At 68.5% G+C, this 25,497-nt stretch carries 21 protein-coding genes, 1 tRNA gene and 1 other RNA gene; 11 read left to right on the top strand and 12 right to left on the bottom strand.

What is annotated here, in order from left to right; translation table 11 throughout:
* Positions 1-54: 54 nt before the first annotated feature.
* Together ABLI39_RS11810 and ABLI39_RS11805 are read right to left on the bottom strand one after the other, a co-directional pair.
* Positions 55-1,803 (bottom strand): pyruvate dehydrogenase, encoded by a 1,749-nt coding sequence (locus ABLI39_RS11810; RefSeq protein WP_349413620.1) that lies wholly within the window; start codon positions 1,801-1,803, stop codon positions 55-57.
* A 372-nt stretch (positions 1,804-2,175) separates the two neighbouring features.
* The gene (locus tag ABLI39_RS11805) at positions 2,176-3,687 is read right to left on the bottom strand and encodes a helix-turn-helix domain-containing protein (protein WP_349413619.1); all 1,512 of its coding nucleotides are present in this window, start codon (positions 3,685-3,687) and stop codon (positions 2,176-2,178) included.
* 140 nt (positions 3,688-3,827) lie between these two features.
* Between ABLI39_RS11805 and aceA the strand changes: the two genes are divergently transcribed.
* Complete coding sequence (gene aceA / locus ABLI39_RS11800; protein ID WP_349413618.1) at positions 3,828-5,144, top strand: isocitrate lyase; 1,317 nt, start codon at positions 3,828-3,830, stop codon at positions 5,142-5,144.
* A gap of 205 nt (positions 5,145-5,349) precedes the next feature.
* Positions 5,350-7,014 carry a malate synthase A gene (aceB, locus tag ABLI39_RS11795; protein WP_349413617.1) on the top strand — a complete coding sequence of 555 codons (1,665 nt, stop codon included), beginning with the start codon at positions 5,350-5,352 and terminating at the stop codon, positions 7,012-7,014.
* Between the two features lie 268 nt (positions 7,015-7,282).
* Here the strand turns inward: aceB and ABLI39_RS11790 are convergent, their stop codons facing one another.
* The gene (locus tag ABLI39_RS11790) at positions 7,283-7,585 is read right to left on the bottom strand and encodes a helix-turn-helix domain-containing protein (RefSeq protein WP_349413616.1); all 303 of its coding nucleotides are present in this window, start codon (positions 7,583-7,585) and stop codon (positions 7,283-7,285) included.
* A gap of 66 nt (positions 7,586-7,651) precedes the next feature.
* Here ABLI39_RS11790 and map point away from each other — a divergent pair, with 66 nt between their 5' ends.
* On the top strand, positions 7,652-8,434 hold the full coding sequence (gene map, locus ABLI39_RS11785; protein ID WP_349413615.1) for a type I methionyl aminopeptidase: 783 nt from the start codon (positions 7,652-7,654) through the stop codon (positions 8,432-8,434).
* Positions 8,435-8,476: 42 nt separating this feature from the next.
* On the opposite strand, the gene ABLI39_RS11780 is transcribed toward map, so the two are convergent.
* Positions 8,477-9,664, bottom strand: a complete 1,188-nt coding sequence (locus ABLI39_RS11780) for an MFS transporter (protein ID WP_349413614.1) — start codon at positions 9,662-9,664, stop codon at positions 8,477-8,479.
* A 153-nt stretch (positions 9,665-9,817) separates the two neighbouring features.
* Here ABLI39_RS11780 and ABLI39_RS11775 point away from each other — a divergent pair, with 153 nt between their 5' ends.
* Positions 9,818-10,354, top strand: a complete 537-nt coding sequence (locus ABLI39_RS11775) for a GNAT family N-acetyltransferase (protein ID WP_349413613.1) — start codon at positions 9,818-9,820, stop codon at positions 10,352-10,354.
* Positions 10,355-10,426: 72 nt separating this feature from the next.
* Positions 10,427-11,128 carry a DsbA family oxidoreductase gene (locus ABLI39_RS11770; RefSeq protein ID WP_349413612.1) on the top strand — a complete coding sequence of 234 codons (702 nt, stop codon included), beginning with the start codon at positions 10,427-10,429 and terminating at the stop codon, positions 11,126-11,128.
* 43 nt (positions 11,129-11,171) lie between these two features.
* Here ABLI39_RS11770 and ABLI39_RS11765 read toward each other — a convergent pair whose 3' ends face one another.
* The gene (locus ABLI39_RS11765; RefSeq protein WP_349413611.1) at positions 11,172-11,429 is read right to left on the bottom strand and encodes a hypothetical protein; all 258 of its coding nucleotides are present in this window, start codon (positions 11,427-11,429) and stop codon (positions 11,172-11,174) included.
* Between the two features lie 200 nt (positions 11,430-11,629).
* Here ABLI39_RS11765 and ABLI39_RS11760 point away from each other — a divergent pair, with 200 nt between their 5' ends.
* The gene (locus tag ABLI39_RS11760; protein WP_349413610.1) at positions 11,630-12,268 is read left to right on the top strand and encodes a TetR/AcrR family transcriptional regulator; all 639 of its coding nucleotides are present in this window, start codon (positions 11,630-11,632) and stop codon (positions 12,266-12,268) included.
* A gap of 44 nt (positions 12,269-12,312) precedes the next feature.
* On the opposite strand, the gene ABLI39_RS11755 is transcribed toward ABLI39_RS11760, so the two are convergent.
* Positions 12,313-12,993 carry a LytR C-terminal domain-containing protein gene (locus ABLI39_RS11755; RefSeq protein WP_349413609.1) on the bottom strand — a complete coding sequence of 227 codons (681 nt, stop codon included), beginning with the start codon at positions 12,991-12,993 and terminating at the stop codon, positions 12,313-12,315.
* A complete protein-coding gene (locus tag ABLI39_RS11750) occupies positions 12,986-13,285 on the bottom strand; it encodes a type II toxin-antitoxin system VapB family antitoxin (RefSeq protein WP_175322235.1) in 300 nt (99 codons plus the stop codon). Before ABLI39_RS11750 ends, ABLI39_RS11755 begins: the two co-directional genes overlap by 8 nt.
* Before the next feature lie 141 nt (positions 13,286-13,426).
* Between ABLI39_RS11750 and ABLI39_RS11745 the strand changes: the two genes are divergently transcribed.
* Together ABLI39_RS11745 and ABLI39_RS11740 are read left to right on the top strand one after the other, a co-directional pair.
* Positions 13,427-14,338: a Cof-type HAD-IIB family hydrolase gene (locus ABLI39_RS11745; protein WP_349413608.1), complete on the top strand. Its 912-nt coding sequence runs from the start codon at positions 13,427-13,429 to the stop codon at positions 14,336-14,338.
* Positions 14,339-14,402: 64 nt separating this feature from the next.
* The gene (locus ABLI39_RS11740; RefSeq protein WP_349413607.1) at positions 14,403-16,043 is read left to right on the top strand and encodes a stealth family protein; all 1,641 of its coding nucleotides are present in this window, start codon (positions 14,403-14,405) and stop codon (positions 16,041-16,043) included.
* Between the two features lie 64 nt (positions 16,044-16,107).
* On the opposite strand, the gene ABLI39_RS11735 is transcribed toward ABLI39_RS11740, so the two are convergent.
* From ABLI39_RS11735 to ABLI39_RS11720, 4 genes are all read right to left on the bottom strand, one after another.
* Positions 16,108-17,052 carry a phosphodiesterase gene (locus ABLI39_RS11735; RefSeq protein WP_349413606.1) on the bottom strand — a complete coding sequence of 315 codons (945 nt, stop codon included), beginning with the start codon at positions 17,050-17,052 and terminating at the stop codon, positions 16,108-16,110.
* Positions 17,053-17,259: 207 nt separating this feature from the next.
* On the bottom strand, positions 17,260-18,471 hold the full coding sequence (gene fdhA / locus ABLI39_RS11730; protein WP_349413605.1) for a formaldehyde dehydrogenase, glutathione-independent: 1,212 nt from the start codon (positions 18,469-18,471) through the stop codon (positions 17,260-17,262).
* 264 nt (positions 18,472-18,735) lie between these two features.
* A complete protein-coding gene (locus ABLI39_RS11725) occupies positions 18,736-19,221 on the bottom strand; it encodes a glutathione peroxidase (RefSeq protein ID WP_349413604.1) in 486 nt (161 codons plus the stop codon).
* A gap of 104 nt (positions 19,222-19,325) precedes the next feature.
* Entirely contained in the window at positions 19,326-20,615 is a 1,290-nt protein-coding gene (locus ABLI39_RS11720; protein ID WP_349413603.1) for a M23 family metallopeptidase, read from the bottom strand.
* Between the two features lie 313 nt (positions 20,616-20,928).
* On the opposite strand from ABLI39_RS11720, the gene ABLI39_RS11715 reads away from it, so the two are divergent.
* Complete coding sequence (locus tag ABLI39_RS11715; protein ID WP_349413602.1) at positions 20,929-21,840, top strand: oxygenase MpaB family protein; 912 nt, start codon at positions 20,929-20,931, stop codon at positions 21,838-21,840.
* 209 nt (positions 21,841-22,049) lie between these two features.
* On the opposite strand, the gene ABLI39_RS11710 is transcribed toward ABLI39_RS11715, so the two are convergent.
* Positions 22,050-22,134: transfer RNA gene (locus ABLI39_RS11710), tRNA-Ser, on the bottom strand.
* A 385-nt stretch (positions 22,135-22,519) separates the two neighbouring features.
* Between ABLI39_RS11710 and ffs the strand changes: the two genes are divergently transcribed.
* Both ffs and ABLI39_RS11700 read left to right on the top strand, forming a co-directional pair.
* Positions 22,520-22,616: signal recognition particle sRNA small type (gene ffs / locus ABLI39_RS11705), an RNA gene on the top strand.
* Between the two features lie 27 nt (positions 22,617-22,643).
* Complete coding sequence (locus ABLI39_RS11700; RefSeq protein WP_349413600.1) at positions 22,644-25,454, top strand: DNA polymerase III subunit gamma and tau; 2,811 nt, start codon at positions 22,644-22,646, stop codon at positions 25,452-25,454.
* Positions 25,455-25,497 lie beyond the last annotated feature (43 nt).

Genomic DNA, 25,497 nt, shown 5'->3' with positions numbered 1-25,497 from the left:
CGGGTCACGATTTGGCGCCGAATCATTCGGACACGAAGGCCGCGCTGGGTCGGGTCAGCGCCGCGGGATATTCCGCAGGTTGCTCCGGGCCATGCTCACGGCCTCGCCCGCGCCCCGGTTCAGCACCACCTTGGACATGGCCGTGGCGAAGCCCAGGATCTGCGCGCCCTTGATCTTTGGCGGGATCGAGAGGGCCTTGGGGTCCGTGATCAGTTCCACCAGCGAAGGCCCCTGGTGCGCGAACGCCTCCCGGTACGCGGCCTCGATTTTCGCCGGGTCAGTCACCCGGACGGCGTGGAACCCCAGGGCCCGTGCGACCTCGGCGTAGTTGGCGTCAGGCACGTCCACCCCGAAATCCGGCAGCCCGTCCACCAGCATCTCCAGCTTGACCATTCCGAGGGTGGAGTTGTTGAAGACCACCACGTTGACCGGAAGCCGGTGCGCCGCGACTGTGATCAGCTCCCCCAGCAGCATCGACAGGCCGCCGTCGCCGGAGACCGAGACCACCTGGCGTCCCGGGTACGCGAGCTGGGCGCCGATGGCCTGGGGCAGCGCGTTGGCCATGGAGCCGTGCAGGTAGGAGCCGATCAGCCGCCGGGTGCCCAGCGGGTTGATGTACCGCGCGGTCCAGACGTTGCACATGCCGGTGTCCGCCGTGAAGACCGCATCCTCCGCCGCCACCTGGTCCAGCAGCGACGCCGCGTACTCGGGGTGGATCGGCTGGGTTTTCTCGACCTTGCGGGTGTACGCCCCGACGGCCTTGTTCATCAGCCGGTCGTGCTTTTTGAGCATCGCGTCCAGGAAGCGGCGGCTCTTTTTCGGCTTCAGCAGCGGCATCAGGGCGGCGAGCGTGGGCAGCACGTCGCCGTGCACCGCGACGTCGACGTCGGTCCGCCGGCCCAGGTTCTGCGCGGCCCGGTCCACCTGCGCGGTCCGGGTACCGGGGAGGAACTGGTCGTAGGGGAAGTCCGTGCCGAGCAGGATCAGCAGGTCCGCGTCCTCGATCCCCTCGGCGGCGGCGCCGTAGCCGAGGAGCCCGGTCATCCCGATGTCGTAGGGGTTTTTGTACTGCATAAAGTCCTTGCCGCGCAGCGAGTGCCCGATCGGCGCGGCAAGGAGTTCGGCGAGCGCGATCACCTCGTCATGCGCGCCGTCGACGCCGGCCCCGGCGAAGATGGCGACCTTCCCGGCGTCGTTGATGGCGTCCGCGAGTTCGCGCACACTGGCCGGGTCCGGCACCAGCGCGGCCGGCCGGAAGGCTGCCGGCGCCGGCGTTTCGGCGGTCGCCTCCAGCCCGGCGATATCGCCGGGCAGGGTCACGACGGCGACGCCGCGAAGCGCGACCGCGTGCTGGATGGCGCTATGCATGACCCGCGGCGCCTGCTCGGCCGTGCTGACGAGTTCGGAGTAGACCGAACATTCGTTGAAGAGCCGGTCCGGGTGGGTCTCCTGGAAGAAGCTGCTGCCGATCTGCTTGCTGGGGATGTGCGAGGCGATGGCCAGGACAGGGGCGCCGGAGCGGTTCGCGTCATAGAGGCCGTTGATCAGGTGCAGGTTGCCGGGCCCGCAGGATCCGGCGCACACCGCGAGTTTTCCGGTCAGCTGTGCCTCGGCCGCGGCGGCGAACGCGGCAGCTTCCTCATGCCGGACGTGGATCCAGTCGATTCCGCCCTTCGCGGCACCGCCGGTCTTGCGGACCGCGTCGACGATCGGGTTCAGGCTGTCGCCCACAATCCCGTAGATCCGCTGCACGCCGGCAGCCTGGAGTTGTTCGACAAGCTGGGTGGCAAGTTCCTTGGCCATGGGTGCACGCTCCCGCGAGATGGATCGATGAGCTGACACTGGCCAATATAGTCCGCCGGGCTCCGGGCCTCCCTCAGATGACGCTCCCTCAGTTCCGGCAACTAACCACCAGACGCTCCCTCAGCTCCTGTGGCCAAAGCACCGACGCTCCCGCAGATCCGCCATCAAACCAACCGACGCTCCCTCAGATCCGGCAACTAACCACCAGATGCGCCCGCACAAAAGGTGAGGGAGCGTCACCCGAGTACACGCACGACGTGAGGGAGCGTCCCGCCAGAAGCCGCCACATCTGAGGGAGTGTCGGAAGAAGAACCGCAGGACCTGAGGGAGAGTCCCGCCAGAAGTCGCCACATCTGAGGGAGCGTCGGGAGGTCAGTTCCCCGAGTGCGCCTGCAGGAAGGAGTAGACCTCGGTCTCGTCAACGCCGGGGAAGGCTCCCGGCGGCATCGCCGCCAGCAGGTGCGAATGCGCCCGCGCCGAGGGCCACGCATTGCCCGCCCACTCGGAGGCCAGGGCGGCCGGCGGGCGCTTGCAGCAGCTCTCATCCGGGCAGGTGGACTTGGAGCGCTCCGTAGTGTCGCGGCCGCGGAACCACTTCACCTGGGCGTAGGGCACCCCCACGGAGAGCGAGAACTCCCCGTTGGCGGACCGCTCCGTCCGGGCCGTGCACCAGTAGGTCCCGGCCGGGGTGTCCGTGTACTGGTTGTAGGCGCTGAACTTGTCCGGCACGTCGAACACCACGCGGGAGGTCCAGTTCTTGCAGGACGGCTGGCCCTCGATGGCGCCGGTGTGGTCCTGCGGGAACGTCACGCCGTCGTTCTCGTAGGCCTTGTAGATGATGCCGCTCTTGTGTGTCTTCTGGAAGTGGGTGCGCAGGTCCAGGTGCTGCGTGGCGAGGTTGGTGAAGCGGTGCGCGGCGGTCTCGTAGGACACGGCGAACGCGTCGCGGATGTCCTCCACGGCGATTTCCTTGGCGGCCTTGGCCTTCTGCAGGAAGTCGACGGTGGCCTGCTCGGGCAGCAGCAGCGCTGCGGCGAAGTAGTTCGTGGCGACGCGCTGCATGAGGAAGTCGCCGTAGTTGGTGGGTGTCTGGTGGCCCAAGACGTAGTGGCCCAGGGCCTGCAGCAGCACCGACCGGGGGTCGTGGTCGCTGCGGGCGTTCTGCGTGAGGTAAATTCGGCGGTTCTTCAGGTCCGTCACGGAGCGGGTGGAATGCGGCAGATCGCCCACGTGGTGCAGGCTGAAGCCGAGGTGCCCGGCGATGTCCGCAATCACGTGGTGGGACAGCGGGCCGGACGTGTGGCCCACCGACGCCAGGACCTTCTGCGCCTCCGCCTCGTACTCCGGGAAGTAGTTGTTGCGCTCACGCATCATGGCCCGCAGTTCACCGTTGGCGCGGCGTGCCTCCTCCGGGGTGGCCACCTGCTCATTGAGCCTGCGTTCCAGCTCGTGCTGCAGCCCCACCATGGACTCCAGCACGTCCATGGGCAGCCGCGAACTGATGCGGATCTTGGGCAGCTTCAGGGACTCGTAGATGGGGCTGCGCTGGTACCGCTCCAGCTCGATCTCCAGGGCTGCGCGACGGTTGGGCGGTTCCGCGCCGAGCAGTTCGTCGATGCTGACGCCCAGCGCCGCGGCCAGTTGCTGGAGCAGGCCGAGCTTGGGTTCGCGCTTGCCGTTTTCTATCAGGCTCAGCTGGCTGGGGGCTGTTCCGACGGCGGCGCTCAGGTCATCGAGCGTCAGCCCGGCCGCCTTGCGCAGATGCCGGACCCTCCGTCCCATGCTGATGACGTCCACCTCGGGTTCGGCGGGGACGGAAGGGGATACGACCTGGCGGTTCCAGCTGCTCGGATGCATTTCTTGAGAATACGGGAAGAAGTGCAATTCTTTCCAGACTTTCCCCCTAGAAAGCCCCTTGGAAGTGAAGAAAAGTAGATCTCACAGAAAGATTCACAACCCCGGAACAACCGGCGGAACCCGCGCTGAAGCGGTCCCCGCCGGCCCGGCCCACCAAGGAGACAAAGATGACTGCAGCATTTGAGCCCGCCCAGCAGACGCCCGAAGCCCAGGCTTCCGCCCTGGAGCTCGAGTGGGCCGCCAACCCGCGCTGGGAAGGTGTCACTCGGGATTACTCAGCCTCCGACGTCGTCCGCCTCCGCGGCCGGGTCTCCGAGGAGCACACCCTGGCCCGCCGCGGCTCGGAGAAGCTGTGGAAGCAGCTCACCGAGGAGCACAAGGAGGGCAAGTACACCAACGCCTTGGGCGCCCTGACCGGCAACCAGGCCGTGCAGCAGGTCAAGGCCGGCCTCCGCGCCATCTACCTCTCCGGCTGGCAGGTCGCCGCGGACGCCAACAACTCCGGCCACACCTACCCGGACCAGTCGCTGTACCCGGCGAACTCGGTCCCCACCGTGGTCCGCCGCATCAACAACGCGCTGCTCCGCGCGGACCAGATCGAGTTCTCCGAGGGCATCCAGACTGTTGAGGACTGGATGGTGCCGATCGTCGCCGACGCCGAGGCCGGCTTCGGCGGCCCGCTGAACGCCTACGAGCTGATGAAGTCCATGATCCAGGCCGGCGCCTCGGGCGTGCACTGGGAAGACCAGCTCGCCTCGGAGAAGAAGTGCGGCCACCTCGGCGGCAAGGTCCTGATCCCCACCCAGCAGCACGTCCGCACGCTGAACGCGGCCCGCCTCGCCGCCGACGTCGCCGGCACGCCGTCGGTCATCATCGCCCGCACCGACGCCGAGGCGGCCACCCTGATCACCTCCGACGTCGACGAGCGCGACCAGGAATTCATCACCGGCGAGCGCACCGCCGAGGGCTTCTACAAGGTCCGCAACGGGATCGAACCCTGCATCGCCCGTGCCAAGGCCTACGCCCCGTACTCCGACCTCATCTGGATGGAGACGGGCACCCCGGACCTGGAGCTGGCCCGCAAGTTCGCCGAATCGGTCAAGGCCGAGTTCCCGGACCAGATGCTCTCCTACAACTGCTCGCCGTCGTTCAACTGGCGCAAGCACCTGGACGACGCCACGATCGCGAAGTTCCAGCGCGAACTCGGCGCCATGGGCTTCACCTTCCAGTTCATCACCCTGGCCGGCTTCCACGCCCTGAACTACTCGATGTTCGACCTAGCCCACGGCTACGCCCGGGAAGGCATGAGCGCCTACGTCGAACTGCAGGAGAAGGAATTCGCCTCCGAGTCCCGCGGCTACACCGCCACCAAGCACCAGCGCGAAGTCGGCACCGGCTACTTCGACGACATCGCCACCGCGCTCAACCCGAACGCATCCACCCTCGCCCTGGTCGGATCGACCGAAGAGGGACAGTTCCACTAACTCCCGACGACGGCAGTCGCCTACGGCCTTCGGTCCGGCATTGCTCTGCCTGCTATTCCCCATGTCCGGGTCCGACCTCGCTGAGCGAGGACGGATCCGGACACAGGGCCCCTTTTACGCAGGCTGCCGCAATCCCGGCACCTTCGGCCTCGCGCTTGAGTCACCACCCGCCGTCGAACTTGCTTCTTCGCTAAGGAGATTTGAAATGAACAGCTTCACTGACAACTTCACGATCAACGGGGTTACGTTGACGGCCCAGCCGATTTGCCGGCAGAGCGAGGTCCTGACGCCGGACGCGCTGGCGTTTGTGGCCAAGTTGCACAAGGCGACGGCGGGACGGCGGCAGGAGCTGCTGCAGGCACGGCGGGAACGCCGGCAGCAGATCACCCGGGGCCAGGACCCGCGTTTCCTTCCCGAGACCGCCGCCATCCGGAACGACCCCGAGTGGCGCGTCGCTCCCCCGGCGCCGGGCCTGACCGACCGCCGCGTCGAAATCACCGGCCCGGTGGACAAGAAGATGGCCATCAACGCCCTGAACTCCGGCGCCAAGGTCTGGCTCGCGGACATGGAGGACGCCTCCACGCCGTCGTGGCGCAACGTCATCCAAGGCCAGCTGAACCTTACCGACGTACTGGAACGCCGGATCGACTTCACCACTCCGGAAGGCAAGGAATACAAGCTCCGCGCCGCCGAGGAGCTGCCGACGATTGTGGTCCGGCCCCGCGGCTGGCACCTGCCGGAGAAGCACATGCTCATCGACGGCACCCCGGTGGCCGGCGGCATCGTGGACTTCGGGCTGTACTTCTACCACAACGCCCGCCGCCTGATCGCGCAGGGCAAGGGGCCCTACTTCTACCTGCCGAAGATCGAGAACCACCTCGAGGCAAGGCTGTGGAACGACATCTTCATCCTGGCCCAGGACCTGCTCGGCATCCCGCAGGGCACCATCCGCGCCACGGTGCTGATCGAAACCATCACGGCAGCGTTCGAGATGGAGGAGATCCTCTACGAACTGCGCGAGCATGCCGCGGGCCTGAACGCCGGCCGCTGGGACTACATCTTCTCGCTGATCAAGAACTTCCGCACCCGAGGCCCGCGCTTTGTCCTGCCGGACCGCGACCAGGTCACCATGACCCAGCCGTTTATGCGGGCCTACACCGAACAGCTGGTCCGGGCCTGCCACAAGCGCGGCGCCATGGCGATCGGCGGGATGGCCGCGGCCGTTCCCAACCGCAAGGACCAGGCGGCCAACGCCATCGCCCTGGAGAAGGTCCGTGCCGACAAGACCCGCGACGCCGCCGACGGCTTCGACGGTTCCTGGGTGGCGCACCCGGATCTGGTGCCGGTCTGCCGCGAGGTGTTCGACGGCGTCTTGGGCGACCGCACGGACCAGCTGGACCGCCTCCGCGAAGACGTCACTCCGGACGACCGCGCGCTGATCGACATCGCCTCCACCATGGGGACGATCACGGAACGCGGTGTGCGGATCAACATCGAGGTCGGCATCCGCTACATCGAATCCTGGCTGCGCGGCAACGGCGCGGTGGCCATCCACAACCTGATGGAGGACGCTGCCACCGCGGAGATCTCCCGCTCGCAGCTGTGGCAGTGGATCTTCGCCCGGGCCATCACGGACGCTGGCGATGTGATCACGCACGAATGGGTCGAGGACATGCTGGACGAGGAGTTCGCCAAGCTGGAACGCTTCGAGGGCGACCGTTTCTCCGACGCCCGGGACATCTTCGAGGAGGTCACGCTCAGCAACGAGTTCCCCGCCTTCCTGACGCTCCCGGCGTACGACCGTTACCTGCACGAGGCCCGCGACGGCGCCGACACCGCGATCGACGCCGCCGACCTCGTCGCGGCCTAAGCCCGCGGCCTAAACCGCGGCCTAACCCCCGCAGCCCGGGACCGGGCGCCGCTGACGTCGCCCGGTCCCGGTCCTCCAGATTTCCGTCCGCCGGGCTGCCACGCCCTTCGCAACAGGCTCCCCGAGATCCGGGGCGGCAGCCCGGCAACGGAACACTCTCCCCCGTCACCCATAACCCGTCACCCGATACCCGTGCGCGAACGGACACTTGAGGCCCATGTTTTCTCGGAAAACATGGGCCTCAAGTGTCCGTTCGCGCTTTCGGGGTCTAGGAGGCCAACCGCTGCTGTCCGGCGTCGTCGGGGCCGGGCAGTTCAACGTCAGGATCGGGCCGGCAGATCTCGCCCCACACCTCGTCGAGGGACAGACCCAGGACGTCGGCGATGGCCGCAATGGTGGGAAATGCCGGCGTCGCCACCCGGCCCGTCTCAATTTTCCGAAGGGTCTCGGGTGAAACGCGCGCCGCCAGGGCGGTCTCGAGCATGGGGCGCTCCCCCCTCGCGCGGCGCAACAGGGCGCCGAGGCGCTGTCCGCGCTCGACCTCTTCGGATGTAAGGGGCAACCTGACCATGGATCCGATTATAGTACCGGGATAATATGGCCGGTATAGTTATTGGAAACCAGTGAAAGGCTCCGCATGATTGAGATCCTGAACCCAGCCGAATTGGCCCGGGCAAGAGAAACCGGCGCGCTCGTCGCCGACATCCTGCAGTCCCTCAAGGCACGGAGCACTGTCGGCACGAATCTCCTGGACATCGACCGGTGGGCCGCGACCATGATTGCCGAGGCCGGTGCGCAGTCCTGCTATGTCGATTACGCGCCGTCGTTCGGGCGCGGGCCGTTCGGCCACTACATCTGCACGGGCGTCAACGACGCCGTGCTCCATGGTCGCCCCCACGACTACGCCCTGGCCGACGGCGACCTGCTTACACTCGACCTCGCCGTCGCCAGGCACGGCGTCGCGGCAGACTCTGCCATCAGCTTCATCGTGGGCGCATCAAAACCGGCCGAAAGTGTCGCCATGATCGAGGCGACCGAGCGCGCCTTGAACGCGGGGATCGCGGCCGCCGTGCCCGGGGCCCGGATCGGCGATATCTCCCATGCGATCGGGACGGTCCTCGGCGCGGCGGGGTATCCGGTCAACACCGAGTTCGGGGGACATGGCATCGGGTCGACGATGCACCAGGACCCTCACGTTTCGAACACCGGACGGCCCGGCCGCGGCTACACCCTTCGCCCCGGACTATTGCTCGCCCTGGAGCCATGGGTCATGGCCAACACCGCGGACCTCATCACCGACGACGACGGGTGGACACTCCGCAGTGCCACCGGCTGCCGGACCGCTCACAGCGAGCACACAATCGCCATCACCGACGACGGAGCCGAAATCCTCACCCTGCCTACGCGGCCGCACCCGTGACACCGGAAACGCGGACCGGCGAGCACGGGTTCTGTGGACCGGCTAGTGCGCCTTGGGGATGTGGCGCAGGGACAGCGCACAGCCGAGGATGAACAGGGCCACGGACCCCAGGATCATCAGCAGCGGCCCGGTCCACGAGTCCGAGACGCCGTGCACGTAGCCCAGCAGCGTAGGGGCCACGGCGCCGAAACTGTAGCCGGCGCCCTGGACGACGGCGGACATCCGGCCCGCCGATGCCTGGTCGCGGGCCAGCCGTATGATCGCAATAAAGATCAGGGTGATGCCGCCGCCCTGCGCCACCCCGCCGAACGATGACCAGAGCCACCACAGCTCGGGGGCCAGCAGCAGTCCCACGGGCACCGTCAGCCACAGCGCCCCCAGGGTGAGGCCCACCGCCGTCGTGCTGGCGAAGCGCGCCGCGAGCGGGACGCCCAGCCCGCCGGCGATCGCCAGGATCTGGAACAGTGAGGAGCCGGCCCCGGCCGCCGACGGCGCCAGGCCCAGTTCGTCGGCGAGGAGGCTGGGCAGCCATGCAGTCACGCCGTAATAGGAGAACGCCTGGCCGGCGAAGCCCGCGGTCAGTGCCACGGTGATCCAGCGCGAGGCCGGCCGACCCGCTGCCCGGGTGGGATCCGTCCCCGGGATCGCCTCGGGCCGGAAGGAACGGGCCCCGACGGCCAGCACCCACACGGCGCCCGCCGCGAGCGCGAAGAGCGCGCACGCCGCGATCGCCGGACGCCAGCCGAGCAGTTCCGCCAGCGGAGCCGTGATCATGGACGTGGCAAAGGACCCGATGTTCAGCGCGGCGGTGTAGGTGCCCATGGCTGCGCCCTGCTGCGACGGGCTGAAGTCGCGCCGGATGATCAGCGGAACCACGATATTGCCGATCGTAATGGCGACGCCCAGGATCACGGTGCCCAGCATCACCAGCGCGCCGCCGTCCGCGGAACGGACCACGACGCCGAGGAGCACACCCAGCAGGGTGAGCGTGATGGCGAACTCCGGGCCCAGCTTCCGGCCGGTCAGCGAGGCCAGCGGGGCGGCGAGCGCGAAACAGAGCACCGGGATGCCGGTCAGGAAGCCGATTTCGACCGGCGAGAAGCCCAGGTCGCGCCGCATGTCGCCGACTACGGGCGCCACCGCGACGAACGGGCCGCGCATGTTGAGGGCGATCAGTCCGATCGCGATCATCAACAGCCAGCCACGTGGGCTCTTCACCACCGCGTTCATCCGGCGATCCGCGGCCCGGCGGCGGACCAGAAATATGTTTTCATCAGTCCCATTGCTATCACGGGCCGCCGCGGCCCGCGCGGCACCTCCGGAACATGACGGCCTGCGCTTCACGAACGGCGGGCCCCCGGCCGGCGGACTAGGGTTCTTGGCATGACGCACCTGATCCGGCGGGCCACCGCCGACGACGCCGCCGCGCTGGCCGAACTCGCCGCCGTCACCTTCCCGCTCGCCTGCCCGCCGGAATCCCGGCCCGAGGACATCGACGCGCATCTGGCGAACACCCTCAGCGAGGCCAGCTTCCGCGGCTATCTCGCCGACCCGGATGTCACGGTGTTTGTGATCGACGCCGGCGGGGAGCTTCGCGGCTACAGCCTGCTCGTGGACAGGCGCACGCAGGATGCCGAGGTGGCCGCGGCCCTGGGCGGTGGGCGGAGTGTGGAGCTGAGCAAGTGCTACGTCCACCCCGACCATCACGGGATCGGCGCAGCGGCCGAACTCATGCACGCCAGCGTGGCCGCGGCAGAGGGCATGGGCGCCGCCGGCCTCTGGCTCGGCGTCAACAGCCAGAATGCCCGGGCCATCAGGTTCTATGAGAAGTCGGGCTTCCGGAAAGTCGGCACGAAGTCATTCACGCTGGGGGTCACCGTGGAACACGACTTCGTGATGGAACGCCCGATCGCCCCCTGACGCGGTCCCCCACGCGCGAACGCGCGAACGGGGTGCGGGAATGGTCCGGGCGCGTGCGCGGTTGTCGCCAGCATGAAGATTGAGATCTGGTCCGACGTGGCCTGCCCCTGGTGCTACATCGGCAAGCGCCGCTTTGAAACCGCCCTCGCGGCGTTCGCGCACCGCGACGAGGTCGAGGTGCAGTGGCGCAGCTTCCAGCTGGATCCCTCCCTGCCCGAACACTACGACGGCACCGAACTGGACTACCTGAGCACCCGCAAGGGCATGGCCCCGGACCAGGTCGCCGGCATGTTCGAGCACGTGGCCTCCCTGGCCGGCGCCGAGGGACTCACCTACCGTTTCGACGCCGTCGTGGTGGCCAACAGCTTCACCGCGCACCGCCTGATCCACCTCGCCGCGGCCCACGGGAAGCAGGACGCGGCGAAGGAACGGCTGCTCAGCGACCACTTCGAGCACGGCAAGGACATCGGCGGCCGCGAGTACCTGACCGCCCTTGGCCTGGACCTCGGGATCGACGCCGGCGAACTGGACGAGCTGTTCAGCACCGACAAATACGCCGACGACGTCCGGCACGACTTCGCGGAGGCCCGCGCCCTCGGCATCAGCGGAGTGCCGTTCTTCGTGATCGACCGCAAATTCGGGCTCTCCGGCGCCCAGGCTCCGGAAACCTTCAGCGCCGCCCTGGACCAGGCCTGGCAGGAAAGCCACCCGCTCGTGATGGCCGACGCCGGCGCGGACGCCGGTGCGTGCGGCCCGGACGGCTGCGCCGTCTGAAGCCCCGGGCTGAGGCCCGGGCCGCCGCCAGCCAGCCCGTAGCCTAGGCGGGCTGCGCCAGGCCGGCCGCGACGTCTGCCTCGAGGCCCGGCATTGCGGCGCACCGGACAATGTCCAGCGCCTCGACATCGAGCAGCTTCCGGGCGCCGGTCCGGGCGTCCAGGATCCAGAACAGTTCCATCAGCGGGATGGTCTGCATGACCCGTCCGCGGTGGAACAGCTTGCCGTTGTGCCACGCCTCGATCTGGTCCCCCGCGGCCAGTTCCCCGCACGTCCGGATCGTCGTGCCATTCGCATCCATTGCCAGTTCCTCCCCCTCGGCGCCCCGCCGTCGGGGAGCCGTTGCCACCAGCATGCCCGGGCGATGTTTCGCCCGGGTTTCCGGGGTGTGAGGTTCTCGCGTCGCGAAGATCGAGGCGCGGGCAGGCTACCGCGGGACTGCCCCGCCACCCGGGCCGGAACCTGGCCGCTTTTACTGACAGATGGGACTAAAGTGTCCGTATGCCCAGGATTTCGGCCGCGAGCAACGCCGCCCAACGTGCCGAGACGCAGCGCCGCATCCTGACCGCCTTCGGCGAACTGCTCTTCACGCACGGGCTGCCGGGCCTGACCATGACCGACGTCGCCCGGCACGCCAGGATCGGCCGCACGGCCGTCTACAACTACTACGCGGACATTGAAGAACTGCTCATCGCCTACGCCCTGGATGAGACCGAGCGCTTCCTGGTCGAGCTGCGTGATTCGCTCGCGTCGCTGGAGAACCCGGTGGAGCGCCTGGCCCTTTATGTGCGCGCGCAGGTGGCCGACCTGAGCCGGCGGCACCTGCCGCCGGGGCCGGCCATGGGCGCCGTCCTGTCCCCGGCGTCCTTCGCCAAGCTGGCGGACCACGTGGGCGAACTTAGCCTCCTGCTTCAGGACATCCTGCGCGACGGCATGGCACAGGGGTACCTTCCCGAGGCGGACATCACCCAGCTCGCCCAGCTCATCCACGGCACTCTCTCCTCAAGCGCCGCGCGGGGCGACGGGGCCGGCGCGGAGCCGGAGGCGGAAGCACGGATCGCACGGACGGTGCGGTTCATCCAGCTGGGCGCCGGTGCCAGGTTCGACGACGCCGGCCGGCCCCTCCGCAGCGCCGCGTAGCCGCGTTCGTTGTCGGACCGCTCAGCCGCCAGCGCGGCGGCGGCTCAGGGGTTCGGGCTGGGCGGCACGAGGGTCGGCACGACCGGCCATTTGGGGTCGTCCACGACGCGGCGGGTTTCCCGCGGGCAGCTGAGCTTGCCGGGCGTCTGGTCCACGAGTTCCGGTTTGGCCAGGTCCTTGAAGTCGCCGGTGATGAGGACGTCCACGCTCGGGTCGCTACGGCCGTCCTGGACGTAGTCCGAGCCAGGAAGGTTTCGCTGGACGCTGAACGCCGCGGACTGGCCGGCGGCGCCGGACACCACGAGCGCCACCCCGCGGTAACCGGACTGGGTGTTGCCCACCGCACCCACCACGAACTTGCGGGCCACAAACTCATCGGCCACCGTCCGGGCCAGCCCCGGGCGGCTTGTCGAGTTGTAGACGTTCAGGTTGATCTTCTCGTGCGGTGTGTAGTCGAACGACGCATCCGGGCACTGCGACGCGGCCGCCTGGCTTCGTTCCGCCGTCGGGATCTTGATTTGGCCGTTCATGATGGCGAGGGCCACCACAATGGCGGCGGTGACCAGGCCAACCAGGAGCACCAGGACCACCCCGTGCAGGATCCGCCGTCGCATCCGCACCGGGTTTTCCAGCTCGTCCTGCTCCACGAACGTGGCCCGCAGCTCGGAGCCGGTGATGACGTGGTGCCCGTGCAGGACAGTCGGGTCCTTTGGCGTCCTAGCCATTTATCACCAGGACGCGGGCGTGGATCGCGGTGCGCTGGTGCAGTGCGGTGCGGACTGCACGGTGCAGCCCGTCCTCGAGATAGAGCACGCCGCGGAACTCCACCACGTGCGGGAACAGGTCCCCGAAGAAGGTCGAGTCCTCGGCCAGCAGGGCCTCAAGGTCGAGGGTGCGCTTGGTGGTCACGAGTTCGTCGAGCCGGACCGGGCGCGGCGGCAGCGCCGCCCAGTCCTTGGGCGTGTTGAAACCATGGTCGGGGTAGGGGCGTCCCTCGCCCACAGCTTTAAAGATCACCATGCAAGCCTATGGAAGATCCCTGGCCAGGGGAATCACAGAGGCCACGGCGCCGGAGGTTGTGGCCAAACAGTGACCATTTGTCACTCCGTTGCCGTAACGGCCGGGGCGAACCGGCGTCCCGGCTGAGAGAATGGGGGCATGACTGCACCCGAGACCTCTGCCCTGCCGCCCTCGGCCCCGCCGCTGGCGCTGCTGCTCGACGTCGACGGTCCGGTGGCGAGCCCGCAGACCCGCACCGTCCAGCCCGGCATCATCGCGGACCTCCTTGCCCTGGCGTCCGCCGGGATTCCGGTCATTTTCAACACCGGCCGTTCGGACGCCTTTATCCGCGAGCAGGTGATGGAACCGATGATCGCCGCCGGAATGCCGGCGGGGCTCCTCATCCACGCCATCTGCGAGAAGGGCGCGGTGTGGTTCAGCTATACCGCCGCCGGGCCCGGCCCTGTCCATGTGGACCGGGACCTCGCCATCCCCACCGCGTTCGGCGACGACGTGCGCCGGCTCGTGGCGGAGGACTACGCCAGCCACATGTTCTACGACGAGACCAAGCTGGCCATGGTCTCCGTGGAGCAGCACGTCGCCGTCGCCAACTCCGACTACCGCGAGGAACAGGCACTGTTCGACGCCGACGCCATGGACCTGATGCGCCGCCACGGCCTGGGGGTGGTGCGGCTGGACCACCACGCCCCGGACAGCGACGACCAGGTCGACTACCGTGTGGACCCCACCATCATCTCCACCGACATCGAATCCGTCCGGCTGGGCAAGGACCTGGGCGCCAGCCGCGCCGTCGAGCTGCTGGCGGCCCAGGGCATCACCCCGCAGGCCTGGCGGACCGTCGGCGACTCGCGCACGGACTACGCCATGGCCGACTGGCTGCACCACAACGACCACCCGGTGAAGCACGTGGACGTCCGTCCCGCCGACGGCATTCCGGTCAAGCCCTACGCGGTCCTGACCGCCGCCGACCTGGGCCTGGGCGCCGAGGTCATCCACGACGACGCCGGCGCGGCGTTCCTAAACCACTGGCGCGCCGCCCTGGCCGGCTGATTTTCCGGCTGGTTTTCTCGGCCGGGACGCCGGTTTAGCGGGCGTTTTTGTGCCCCGCGATATCATGCAGTTAAAGATCCACGCACCTTCCACAGCTCGGAGAAACGACATTTCAGACGCATTGATCCAGGACGAGATTTACTACGGCAGCCAGGCCGGCGACGAGGACCACGCCCACGCGGAGGTCACTTCGGCGGCCGCCGTCGCCAGGTTCCGCACCCGCCCCGACGTGGTGCGCCGGCACGGCCGGTATGCGCTGATCAATGACAACCGCACGCCGTACCAGGCCATGGTTGAGGACCTGTTGTTCCTGCGCTCGGTGCTGGCCGGGGCCAACCTGGACTACCTGCTGGTCCGCGGCAACAACGACCGTCCGGTCATTGCGGTGGACTGGAAGAACCGCCGGGAGCTGCGCGCCGCCCTGGTCGAGGCCTGCCGGGACGAGCCGTTCTACTCCATGACCGTGGACGCCAAGAAGAAGTCCTCGGTGCTGGTGGCCGACGGAGAGCTGTCGCCGAACCGCCAGGGCCGCATCTTCCGCCTGTACCGGCCCCGGGTGGAACCGGAGGGGGGCCTCGAGTTCGGCGCCTCGGCCGGGGTCCAGCTTGAGCTCTGGAGCTTCGAGGGCGACCAGCTGATCCTGCCGATCGAAAACTCGCTGACCCGGCGCACCCTGCTGGCCCAGGACGCGGTCCGCGGCACCGTGGAACGCTACGGCCACACGTGGCCCACCATCGAGAACATGTTCGCCGACCATGCCAGCGACATCAACTTCGATATCGATCTGGTGTTCTCGTGGGTCGACGGCAGCTCCCCCGAGTACATCGCCGCCCGCCGGGCCCGGATGGCGGGCGTCACCGTGGGCGAGGGCGATGACCACGAGGCCCGCTTCCGCCAGATCAACGAGCTGAAGTACGCGCTGCGCTCGGTCTACATGTTCGCGCCGTGGATCCGGCGGATCTTCATCGCCACGGACTCCCCCGCCCCGTCCTGGCTCGCGGACCACCCGAGCGTCACGATCGTGCGCAGCGAGGAGTTCTTCGCCGATCCTTCGGTGCTGCCGACGCACAATTCCCAGGCGGTTGAGTCCCAGCTCCACCACATCGAGGGCCTGTCCGAACATTTCCTGTATTCCAATGACGACATGTTCTTTGGCCGTGCCGTGCGGCCGGACATGTTCTTCACCCCGGGCGGGATCACCAAGTTCATCGAGGCGGAAACGCGCATCGGCCTCGGCGACAACGCCGCGGAGCGCAGCGGCTTCGAAAACGCCGCGCGGGTGAACCGGAAGCTGCTCTGGGACCGTTTTGGCCGGATCACCACCCGCCACCTCGAACACACCGCCGCGCCGCTCCGGCGCAGCGTGGTGGCCCGGATGGAGCAGGAGTTCCCGGACGAGTTCGCGAAGACGGCGGCCAGCAGGTTCCGCGGCGCGGACAACATCTCGGTGACGAATTCGTTCTACCACTACTACGCGCTGCTGACCGGCCGGGCCGTGACCCAGACGGCGGCGAAGGTGAGGTACGTGGACACCACGGCGCGGGCCGGCCTGAACTACCTGCCCAAGCTGCTCTCGAAGCGGAACATGGACTTCTTCTGCCTCAACGACGGAAGTTTCCCGGAGGTACCGGCCCAGGAGCGCGCCGAACTCGTGACGGAGTTCCTGGAGAAGTACTTCCCGATCAAGGCGCCCTGGGAAAAGTAGCGGCGCGGCCTGTCACAGCGCTGCCCCTCACAGCGGGAACCGTTGCGGCGGGATAGGCGGGCGGCTAGTTGAGCGTCGTCATCCGGCGGTCCCGGGATGCCTTCGCCGGGTCCTCCGGCCGCGCCTGGGCCGGGATCCGGATGCCTGCGGCGGCAATCCGCCGCTGGGTTTCCTCCGCGGTAACGAACTCGCCCACCGCCGGCAGGGTGTCCCCGACTTGCACCACGGAATGCACAATCGTGTGCTCGTAGACGTGGACCAGGTTGAAGGACTGCCCGCTGTCCCGGCCCCGGCTTCCGCCCACGGGCACATTCAGGTCCTGGGTGTAGCAGGTGGCCGACGCAACCGAGACGGGGATGCCGGCGAAGGTGGCCGACGTCGAATAGTGCAGGTGGCCGCCCAGGATGGTGCGCACGTCGGAGTTGCGGAGCACGCCGGCGAGCGCCGATTGGCCGCGGAGTTCAACCAGCACGGCCAGGTCCAGCACGGAGGGCACCGGCGGGTGGTGCAGGGCCAGGATGGTTCCGTCGGGCGCCGGGGTGGCGAGTTCCGCGGCGAGCCATTCCAGCTGCGCCGGGCTCAGCTCACCGTGGTGGAAGCCCGGCACCGAGGTGTCCAGGGTGATGATCCGCAGGCCGTCGATGAAGTAGCTGTGGTCCACGGGGGCGTCGTCGGCCGGCTGGTCCAGGAGCCCGGTGCGGAAGTTGGCCCGGTCGTCGTGGTTGCCCATCGCCCAGATGACCTTGGCGCCCATTGCCTTGCAGGCCGGGTCCACGATGGTGCGGAGCTTCGCATACGCCTCCGCTTCGCCGCGGTCGGCCAGATCGCCGGTGAACACGACGGCTTCGGGGCGCGCGCCGGAGGCGCGGACCTGGTCGAAAAGTTGTCTGAGCCGGGAGTCGCTATCCACCACACCGTGCAGAGGATCCGGGCCTCCCAGCAAATGCGGATCGCTCAAGTGGAGTAGGAAATGCCGTGGCCGGGGGTGCTCGGCCTCGATGAGCTCCATTGCAACCTTCCTGGTTGGCTGGAGGCAGATGTCTCCAGCGTCCCTCTCAGTAATATCTATCCAACCAGACATTCGGCCAGCAATGTGCAAACTCAAGTAGGCATGTTTGGAAAAAGGCAATAATCGGGTGTTCCGGCGGACACATACCTACTCTGGCATATGTAGGTTGGTGTCCGCCGGAAAGTGGATTACTCGGTCGGTTGGCGGCTAGCTCAGGTAGCCGTTCGGATTGAGCACATACTTCGTTGCGGCGCCAGCGTCGAACTCGGCGTAGCCCTTCGGAGCGTCCTCCAGGGTGATCGACTTGGCATTGACGTTTTTGGCGATGTGGACCCTGTCGTGCAGGATCGCCATCATCAACCCGCGGTTGTACTTCATCACCGGGCACTGCCCCGTGGTGAAGCTCAGCGATTTAGCCCAGCCGGTGCCCAGGCTGAGCGAGAGGGCACCCTTCTTGGCCGCCTCGTCCACCCCGCCCGGGTCGCCGGTGACGTAGAGCCCGGGAATGCCGAGCGCGCCGCCCGCCGCGGTGAGTTCCATCAGGGAGTTCAGCACCGTCGCCGGCGCCTCCTTGGCATCGTGGCCGTGGCCCTTGGCCTCGAAGCCGACGGCGTCCACGCCGCAGTCGACCTCGGGCACGCCGAGGATTTGCTCGATCTGGTCGGCCGGGCCGCCCTTGGACAAGTCGACCGTCTCGCACCCGAAGCTGCGTGCCTGCTTCAGCCGGTCCTCGTTCATGTCACCGACAATGACGACGGCAGCGCCCAGCAGCTGCGCGCTTGTTGCGGCCGCCAGCCCAACCGGGCCGGCCCCGGCAACATAAACAGTGGAACCGACGCCGACGCCGGCAGTGACGGCGCCGTGGAAGCCGGTGGGGAAGATATCCGAGAGCATGGTCAGGTCCATGATCTTCTCGAGGGCCTGGTCCCGGTCCGGGAACTTCAGCAGGTTCCAATCCGCATAAGGGACCAGCACGTAGTTGGCCTGGCCGCCGACCCAGCCGCCCATGTCCACGTACCCGTAGGCGCTTCCCGGGCGGTCGGGGTTGACGTTCAGGCAGATGCCGGTCTTGCGCTCCTTGCAGTTCCGGCAGCGTCCACAGGCGATGTTGAAGGGGACGGAACAGATGTCCCCCACCTTGATGAATTCGACGTCCGGGCCCACTTCCACGACCTCGCCGGTGATTTCGTGGCCGAGCACCAGGTCGGTAGGGGCGGTGGTACGGCCGCGGACCATGTGCTGGTCCGAGCCGCAGATGTTCGTGGCAACGGTTTTGAGGATTACGCCATGGCGTACCGAACGGCCCACGTTGGCGGGGTTGACCCCCGGGCCGTCTTTGAGCTCGAAGGTGGGGTAGTCGATGTCGATCAGTTCGACTTTTCCTGGCCCCTTGTAGGCAACGGCTTTGTTTCCTGTCATCACTTTCCTCCTGGTTTCACGGACCCCAATGCTGAGTGCCCAGTTGTGATTCACGAAGCTTGCTGATGCGCCCTCCACGGGCCTGCGTCGGCTGCGCTGCCAACGGGCGGACGCGTTCGCGCCGCGGGTGAGGCCGGAATGTTGGAGGGTTTCGTCAGTCTAGGCCGCAAGCATGCTTACAAATAGGGTCCGTTGTCCCCTTGCGCTTCCGGCGGTCTTACCGGAAGCGCCGCCAGGCGGGGCAGGGGGATGCTCAGGCGGGGCTCAGGCGAGGGCCTGCCGGACCGCCTCGATGACCTCCGGCGAGTCGGGCTCGACGGTGGGGGCGAAGCGGGCGACGATCTCGCCGTCGCGGTTGACCAGGAACTTTTCGAAGTTCCACTTCACCAGCCCCGGCAGCAGGCCGTTCTTGAACTTGGTCAGCCGGGCGTAGAGCGGGTGCTGGCGCCGGCCCCGGACGTCCGCCTTGGTGGTAAGCGGGAACGTCACCCCGAAGTTGCGCTGGCAGAACTCCGCGATCTCGTCGTCCGCGCCCGGCTCCTGCCCGGCGAACTGGTTGCAGGGGACGCCGAGAACCGTGAAACCTTCCTCGCGGAACTTGTTGTGGAGGGCCTCCAGGCCGGCGTACTGCGGCGTAAAGCCGCACTGGGAGGCCACGTTAACCACCAGCACCACCTGGCCCCGGAAACGGCCAAAGTCCGTTTCGGTGCCGTCGTTGAGGGTCAGCGGGATGGAGTGCAGGGCTGTCATGGGGAGATTCCTCGCGGGTTCGGGTGCAGGGGGCAGTTCACCCTGTGATTCGACGCCGGGGCGCCCCCGTATGGGTCCGCGCGCTGCCGCGGATTTCGGCCTGGTTACGGCGTCGGCGGGGCGGTGGGCGCCAGGGATGCTGTCGGCTCCGTCGCGGCCGTCTCCTGCGGGGTCGCCGTCACGGTCGGCGCCGGCGCGGTCGCGGGCGCTGTGGAGGGCGCGGTGGAGGGCGCGGTGGCCGGCGCGGTGGCCGGCTGCGTCACCGCGGCGGCGGGGGCCGACGACGGTTCGGTCACTGTCGGCGTCGGCACCGGCATGGGCACCGGCGTGACGGTGGCGGCGGGCGCCGCAACCGTCGGGGTGGGCGTTGTCGTCGCGGTCTCGGTCGGCGTCGGCGTGACAGTGGGCGTCGCGGTCTCGGTCGGCGTCGGCGTGACGGTGGGCGTCGCGGTCTCGGTCGGCGTCGGCGTCGCGGTGGGCGTCGCGGTCTCGGTCGGCCTGGGGGTCGCGTTTGTGGCAGTCGGCGTCGGCGTGGTTCCCGCCAGCGGGGCCGTCGTCGTCGATCCCTTGACCGCGGAAACCGGTGACTCCTGCACCCCGCCGGTCACTGCGCGGGGACGGTTTTCGGTGACGGGGACCGCCCAGTCCGTACCGGTGCTGTCCGTGGTGCCGGCGTTCGGGCTGTAGCTGACCATCTGGATGTCATCGAGCCGGTCCACCTGGCGGGTGGGCAGGAACTGCCAGTCCAGCGGGTTGGTGTGCGAGCCGTTCACGATCGTTTCGAAGTGGAGGTGGCAGCCGGTTGAGGAGCCGGTTGTGCCGACCTTGGCAATGACCTCGTCCACCCCCACCGATTCGCCCTTCTTCACGGCGATGCCTTCCAGATGGTTGTACGTGGTGATCAGGCCGTTGCCGTGGTCGATTTCCACCCGGTTTCCGCCACCCCAGGGATGCCATCCGACCGCCCGGACCACCCCGGCGTCGGCCGAATACACCAGGGTTCCGCATGGGGCGGCAAAGTCCTGGCCCCAGTGGAATTCCCCGGCGGTTCCGGTCAGCGGACTGGTGCGCAGGCCGAACGGGGACGATTCCACGAGCACTTCGAGCGGAGCCATCAGGAAGCCTTTGGGCGGACGCGACAGACCAGCCGAGGCCACACGGAGCTCGACCTTGCCTTCCTTGGACGCAGTCTGCACCGCGGTCCGGGCGAAGGAAACGAGGGCGCGGGCGTCCGCGGTCAACGCATCGGGAGCAGCCGGGGCAGGCGCCCGCACCTCCGGCGCGGTACTCCCGGGCTCCAGGAGTCCCGGTCCCACCGACCCCGTGGCCATCGTCGGCTGCGGCGCTACCCGCGCGGAGGTTCCAGCTGGCGCGGGGGAACCAAAGACAAGCACGGCCAGGCTAAGGCCTGTTGTCGCCGCGAGGGCGCGGCGGACTACCCTTGCAGTTTTGGACAGCTCACTCGTTGAGTTTCCCCAGTGTTTTCCCACGACGTGACTCCTGCATTCTGTCCGCCAGACCCCAATCTCGACGGGCTCACCCTCCTATGGGACCACAATCGACCGGGTCTGTGAACCTCCGAAATCCTCGGTTTCCGGCGACTCCGCGGCATCTTCCGGTCGCCGTTCGGCGACTTGGGTGCTGTCCCAGTAGCGCCCCGCAGGCAAGCGCGTAGGACCCCGGCCCGGGGCGGGTAAGAATAGGAGTATGCGCAATGTCCTCAGGCAGTGGCAGGCCGAGCTCAAGCAGACGTTCACCGGGACCAGGGATGCAGTGCCGGAATGGGTGCCGCGGCTGGCCGACGGCGACGACGCCGGCTATCACCTTCCCGGCTCCGCCGTCTGGGCCGTGCACGGGGACATGCCAACGATTGTCGCCGGCATCCGTGCACTGCTGATGCAGGCGCTGCACCCCGGCGCGCTGGCCGGTGTGCACGACCATTCCCGCTTCCGCGAAGACCCGTTGGGCCGACTCGCCGGGACCATCCGGTGGATCTTCACCGTCACCTACGGGTCCACCGATGCGGCCCGTGCCGCCTCCGGCTGGGTGCTGCGTGTGCACGAGTCGGTGCGCGGGGACTACCTCGACGGCCACGGGGTGCGCCGGCCCTACGCGGCGAACGACCCGGAACTGCTCCGCTGGGTGCACATCGCCTTCACCGATGCCTTCCTGTCCGCGCACAAGCTCTGGGGAAGGCCGATCCCGGGCGGCCCGGACGCCTATGTGCGCGAATGGGCGCAGGCGGGAAGACTGATGGGGGTCGAGTCACCGCCGCTGAGCGAAGCGGAGATGCGCCGGCAGCTCGAACGCTGGTACGACGACGGCGAACTGAGTTCCGGCGACAAGGTCGCTGAAACCGTGGCCTTCATCCGCGATCCCCCGCTTCACCCGGTCCTCAGGCCCGGATACCGGGTACTATTCGCGGCGGCGGTGGCCAGCATCGAGCCCAAATACCGGGACATGCTGGGGCTGCGGCCCGCACGGCTGGGGCCATTCCCGCTGCCGGTAAAGCTGGCGACGAAGGTCACGCTCGGCGTCGTCCATCTTGCCCTGGGCAGGGTTGGCCCCAGCGAACAGGCCGCCCGCCAACGGCTTCGCCGCCTGGGGTACCGGGGTTAGCTAGGCAGGTTAGCCGGGCGTGGCGGGCCTGGCCAGGCTAACCGGGGCGAGGCTAACCGGGGTTGGCCCGGCCTGCTCCGGTGGCGGCGGCGGGGTTTCCGCTGCGGTTTCAGACGGGCGCTCCCCGGATCCGGGCCGCGTGGGTCCGAATCCGTAGCGCATTCGGGGTTAAGCAAAAAGGCCCCGGTCCAAGGGACCGGGGCCAAGCGCGGAGAATGGGGGATTTGAACCCCCGAGGGCGTTAACCCAACACGCGTTCCAGGCGTGCGCCATAGGCCGCTAGGCGAATTCTCCAGTAGCTTCTGAATCAAAAGCAGATACTAGACTACCTGACATTCCCGGCTTCGCCCAATTCAGCCCTCCGGCCCGCCGCCACCGGACATGTCCAGCGCTCACGGCGGACATTGGACATAATCGGCATATGCCCACTCCACGGCTCGAAGAATGGGCATGCCCAACCCTTCCCGTCCCGGCCACACTCCGACGCGGGATGGACATGTCCGGCGCTCACGGCACAGGTTGGACATAGCCCCAATCTGCCCACTCCACGGCTCGAGGAATGGGTATGCCCAACCCTTCGCCGTCCGGCCAGCCTCCCCGAAGGATGGGCATGCCCGTCGGGCCACCCAAGCCCAATGAGCCGGATTCGGGGCACACCCGATCGTCGGGTAAAGTAGTCGTCGGCCCCTCATGTGGCGTCATCCTGTTGAACTCCCCCAGGACCGGAAGGTAGCAAGGGTAAATGGGCTCTGGCGGGTGCATGGGGGGTCTTTTATGTCTGAGCCGATTGGTAGGGTTTAGCTGTGACTGTTACTACCGCTCTTTACCGCAGATACCGCCCCGATTCGTTCGCGGACGTTATCGGGCAGGAACACGTCACCGACCCGCTGATGACGGCCCTGCGGAAGAACCGCGTCAACCACGCCTACCTCTTCTCCGGCCCCCGCGGCTGCGGCAAAACCACCTCCGCCCGCATCCTGGCGCGCTGCCTGAACTGCGCCGAGGGCCCCACGGACACCCCCTGCGGCGTCTGCCCCAGCTGCGTTGAACTCGCCCGCGGCGGTGCGGGCTCGCTCGACGTGATCGAGATCGACGCCGCCAGCCACGGCGGTGTGGACGACGCCCGCGACCTGCGCGAACGCGCCACCTACGCCCCGGTCCGCGACCGCTACAAGATCTTCATCATTGACGAAGCCCACATGGTCACTTCGGCCGGCTTCAACGCGCTGCTCAAAATCGTCGAAGAGCCGCCGGAACACATCAAGTTCATCTTCGCCACCACGGAACCGGACAAGGTGATCGGCACCATCCGGTCCCGCACCCACCACTACCCGTTCCGACTGGTCCCGCCGGAACCCCTCATGGCGTACCTTGAACTGCTCTGCAAGCAGGAGAACGTCCCCGTGGCTCCCGGCGTGCTCTCGCTCGTCATCCGCGCCGGCGGCGGCTCTGTGCGCGACTCGCTCTCCGTGCTGGACCAACTCATGGCCGGCGCGGGCGCGAACGGACTGGACTACGAACTGGCCGTGGCCCTGCTGGGTTACACCCACGCCTCCCTGCTCGACGACGTCGTCGAGGCCGTGGCCGCCTCCGACGCCGCCACGGTGTTCCGCGCCGTGGACCGCGTCATCCAGACCGGCCACGATCCCCGCCGCTTCGTCGAGGACCTGCTGGAGCGCTTCCGGGACCTGATCATCGTGCAGGCCATGCCGGAGAGCGCCCAGTCGATCCTCCGCGGCATGCCCGCGGACCAGATCGCGCGGATGCAGAACCAGGCCCACAACCTCGGCGCGTCCGAACTCTCCCGCGCGGCCGACGTAACCAACACCGCCCTGACCGAGATGACCGGTGCGACGTCCCCGCGCCTGCACCTTGAGCTGCTCTGCGCCCGCATCCTGCTGCCCAGCTCGGAGCAGACCGAACGCGGCATCGCCGCCCGCATCGACCGGGTGGAGCGGCGCCTGAACTACGCCGGGAACGACGTCGGCGCACCCGCCGCGGGACCAGCCCCTTCCGCGCCGGCCGCGGCTCCCGCCCCGGTTTCGGCACCCGCGGCCCCACCCGGCGAGGTAAGCCGCCCCGAGCAGGCGCCGCGCGCTTCCGCGCCGGCGGACGCGGCCACGACCACCCCGGCACCCTCGGTGCAGACCGCGCGTCCGGCGGCCGACGGCCGAGCAGACGCCCCCGCCGCCGCGCCCGCAACGGCACCCGCCCCGGCAGCCGCCGCACCCGTTGCCCCGGCAGCCGCCGCACCTGCCGGCTCCGGCCCCGACGTCGAGGTCCTCCGCCGCGCCTGGCCCGAGATCCTGCAGACCCTGACAAAGATCAAGCGCAGCACGTGGGCACTCGTCGAACCCAACGCGCAGGTCGGACACTTCGAGGGCCAGGAACTGACACTGTCCTTCACCACTTCCGGGCTCGCGGGCGCCTTTGGCCGCGCGGACCACGCCGAGAACCTGCGTCAGGCGATCCACAAAACGATCGGCATCGACTGCCAGATCACGGCCGTGGCCGGCGGAACCAACAGCGCAGCGAGCTCTGAGCCAAACCCAAAAGCGCGTGCTAGCCGGGAGGACGGCCCGGCCACGGAGGCGGATGTTGCGTGGGGCCTGGCCCCAGCCATGCCCGGCGCGCCGGCAGCCCCGGTGGCGGCCGGAAGAGACGCGAGCCCTACGCCCGCTTCGGCTGCGACGTCGGCCGCCCCGGTACCGGAGCCGGCGCCGCAGCCCGCACCCCAGCCCGCCGCGGCGTCCGGAGGCGCGGATCCGGACGCAGGCGGTTCGTACTCCTACCCTGATGACGACTGGGGGCCGCCGCGGGACGAAGACGCGCCTCCCCTGGACGAGGTGCCGCCGATGGACTGGGACCCCCAGGCCGCGGCGTCAGTCCGGCCTTCGTCCACTGTCCGCCCCGCGGCGTCCGCACCGTCCACGCCCGGGCGTACCGCGCCACGTGCCCGCTCCGGCAGCAGCGCGGCAGGCACAGCGCCCGCACCGGCCGACATCGCGTCCGCCCCGGATACCTCCGCTGACCCGTGGGCACGCGCCGTCGAGCAGTCCCCCGGGGTCTGGAGCGTCGGCACAGAACTGAACGTGGGGCGGCACTCCGTCCCGGAGGCCACACAGGAGGCCACCCAGCAGGCCGCTCCGCAGCCCGCGCAGCGCAGTGCGGAGCCGGAGTCGCCGCATTACGAACCTGCGGCTGCGCAGATTCCGGAGCCTGTCGGCGCCGTCCCGGGCGGATCAGGTCATGCCGGTGCCACGCAGCGTACGCCCGCGCCGCAGCCCGTCCCGGCTGCCGCCGTGTCCGCCGTCATCACGGCGGCAGCCTCCCCGGTGGTGGCCACGGCTCCGGTCGGCGCGCCGGCTGCGTCCGCGCGGCAGAGTCTCTACCAGCGACTGTCCAACAGCCCCGAGGCGGAGGCCGGGCGGGCCAAGGCACCCGCCCGCGCCACCGTCGCCGCCACGAGCTACGAACAGGACGTGCCCAGCGCTGACGACGAGACGATCGAGGAATCGGGCGTCTTCGGCCGCGCCGCCGTCGAGCGTATTCTGGGCGGGAAGCTGCTTGAGGAACGTTCGCTGGACGGAAGCCCGCTGGCGCCGCGCTTCTAGCCTTTTGGCGGCCCCCACGGCCCGCTACTCCCCCAAACGAACG

It is taken from the genome of Pseudarthrobacter sp. B907 (genome assembly GCF_040137805.1).
In the GTDB taxonomy this organism is placed as follows: domain Bacteria; phylum Actinomycetota; class Actinomycetes; order Actinomycetales; family Micrococcaceae; genus Arthrobacter.
The sequence above is the reverse complement of the archived record's forward strand: the minus strand, read 5'-3'. Positions and strand labels throughout refer to the sequence as shown.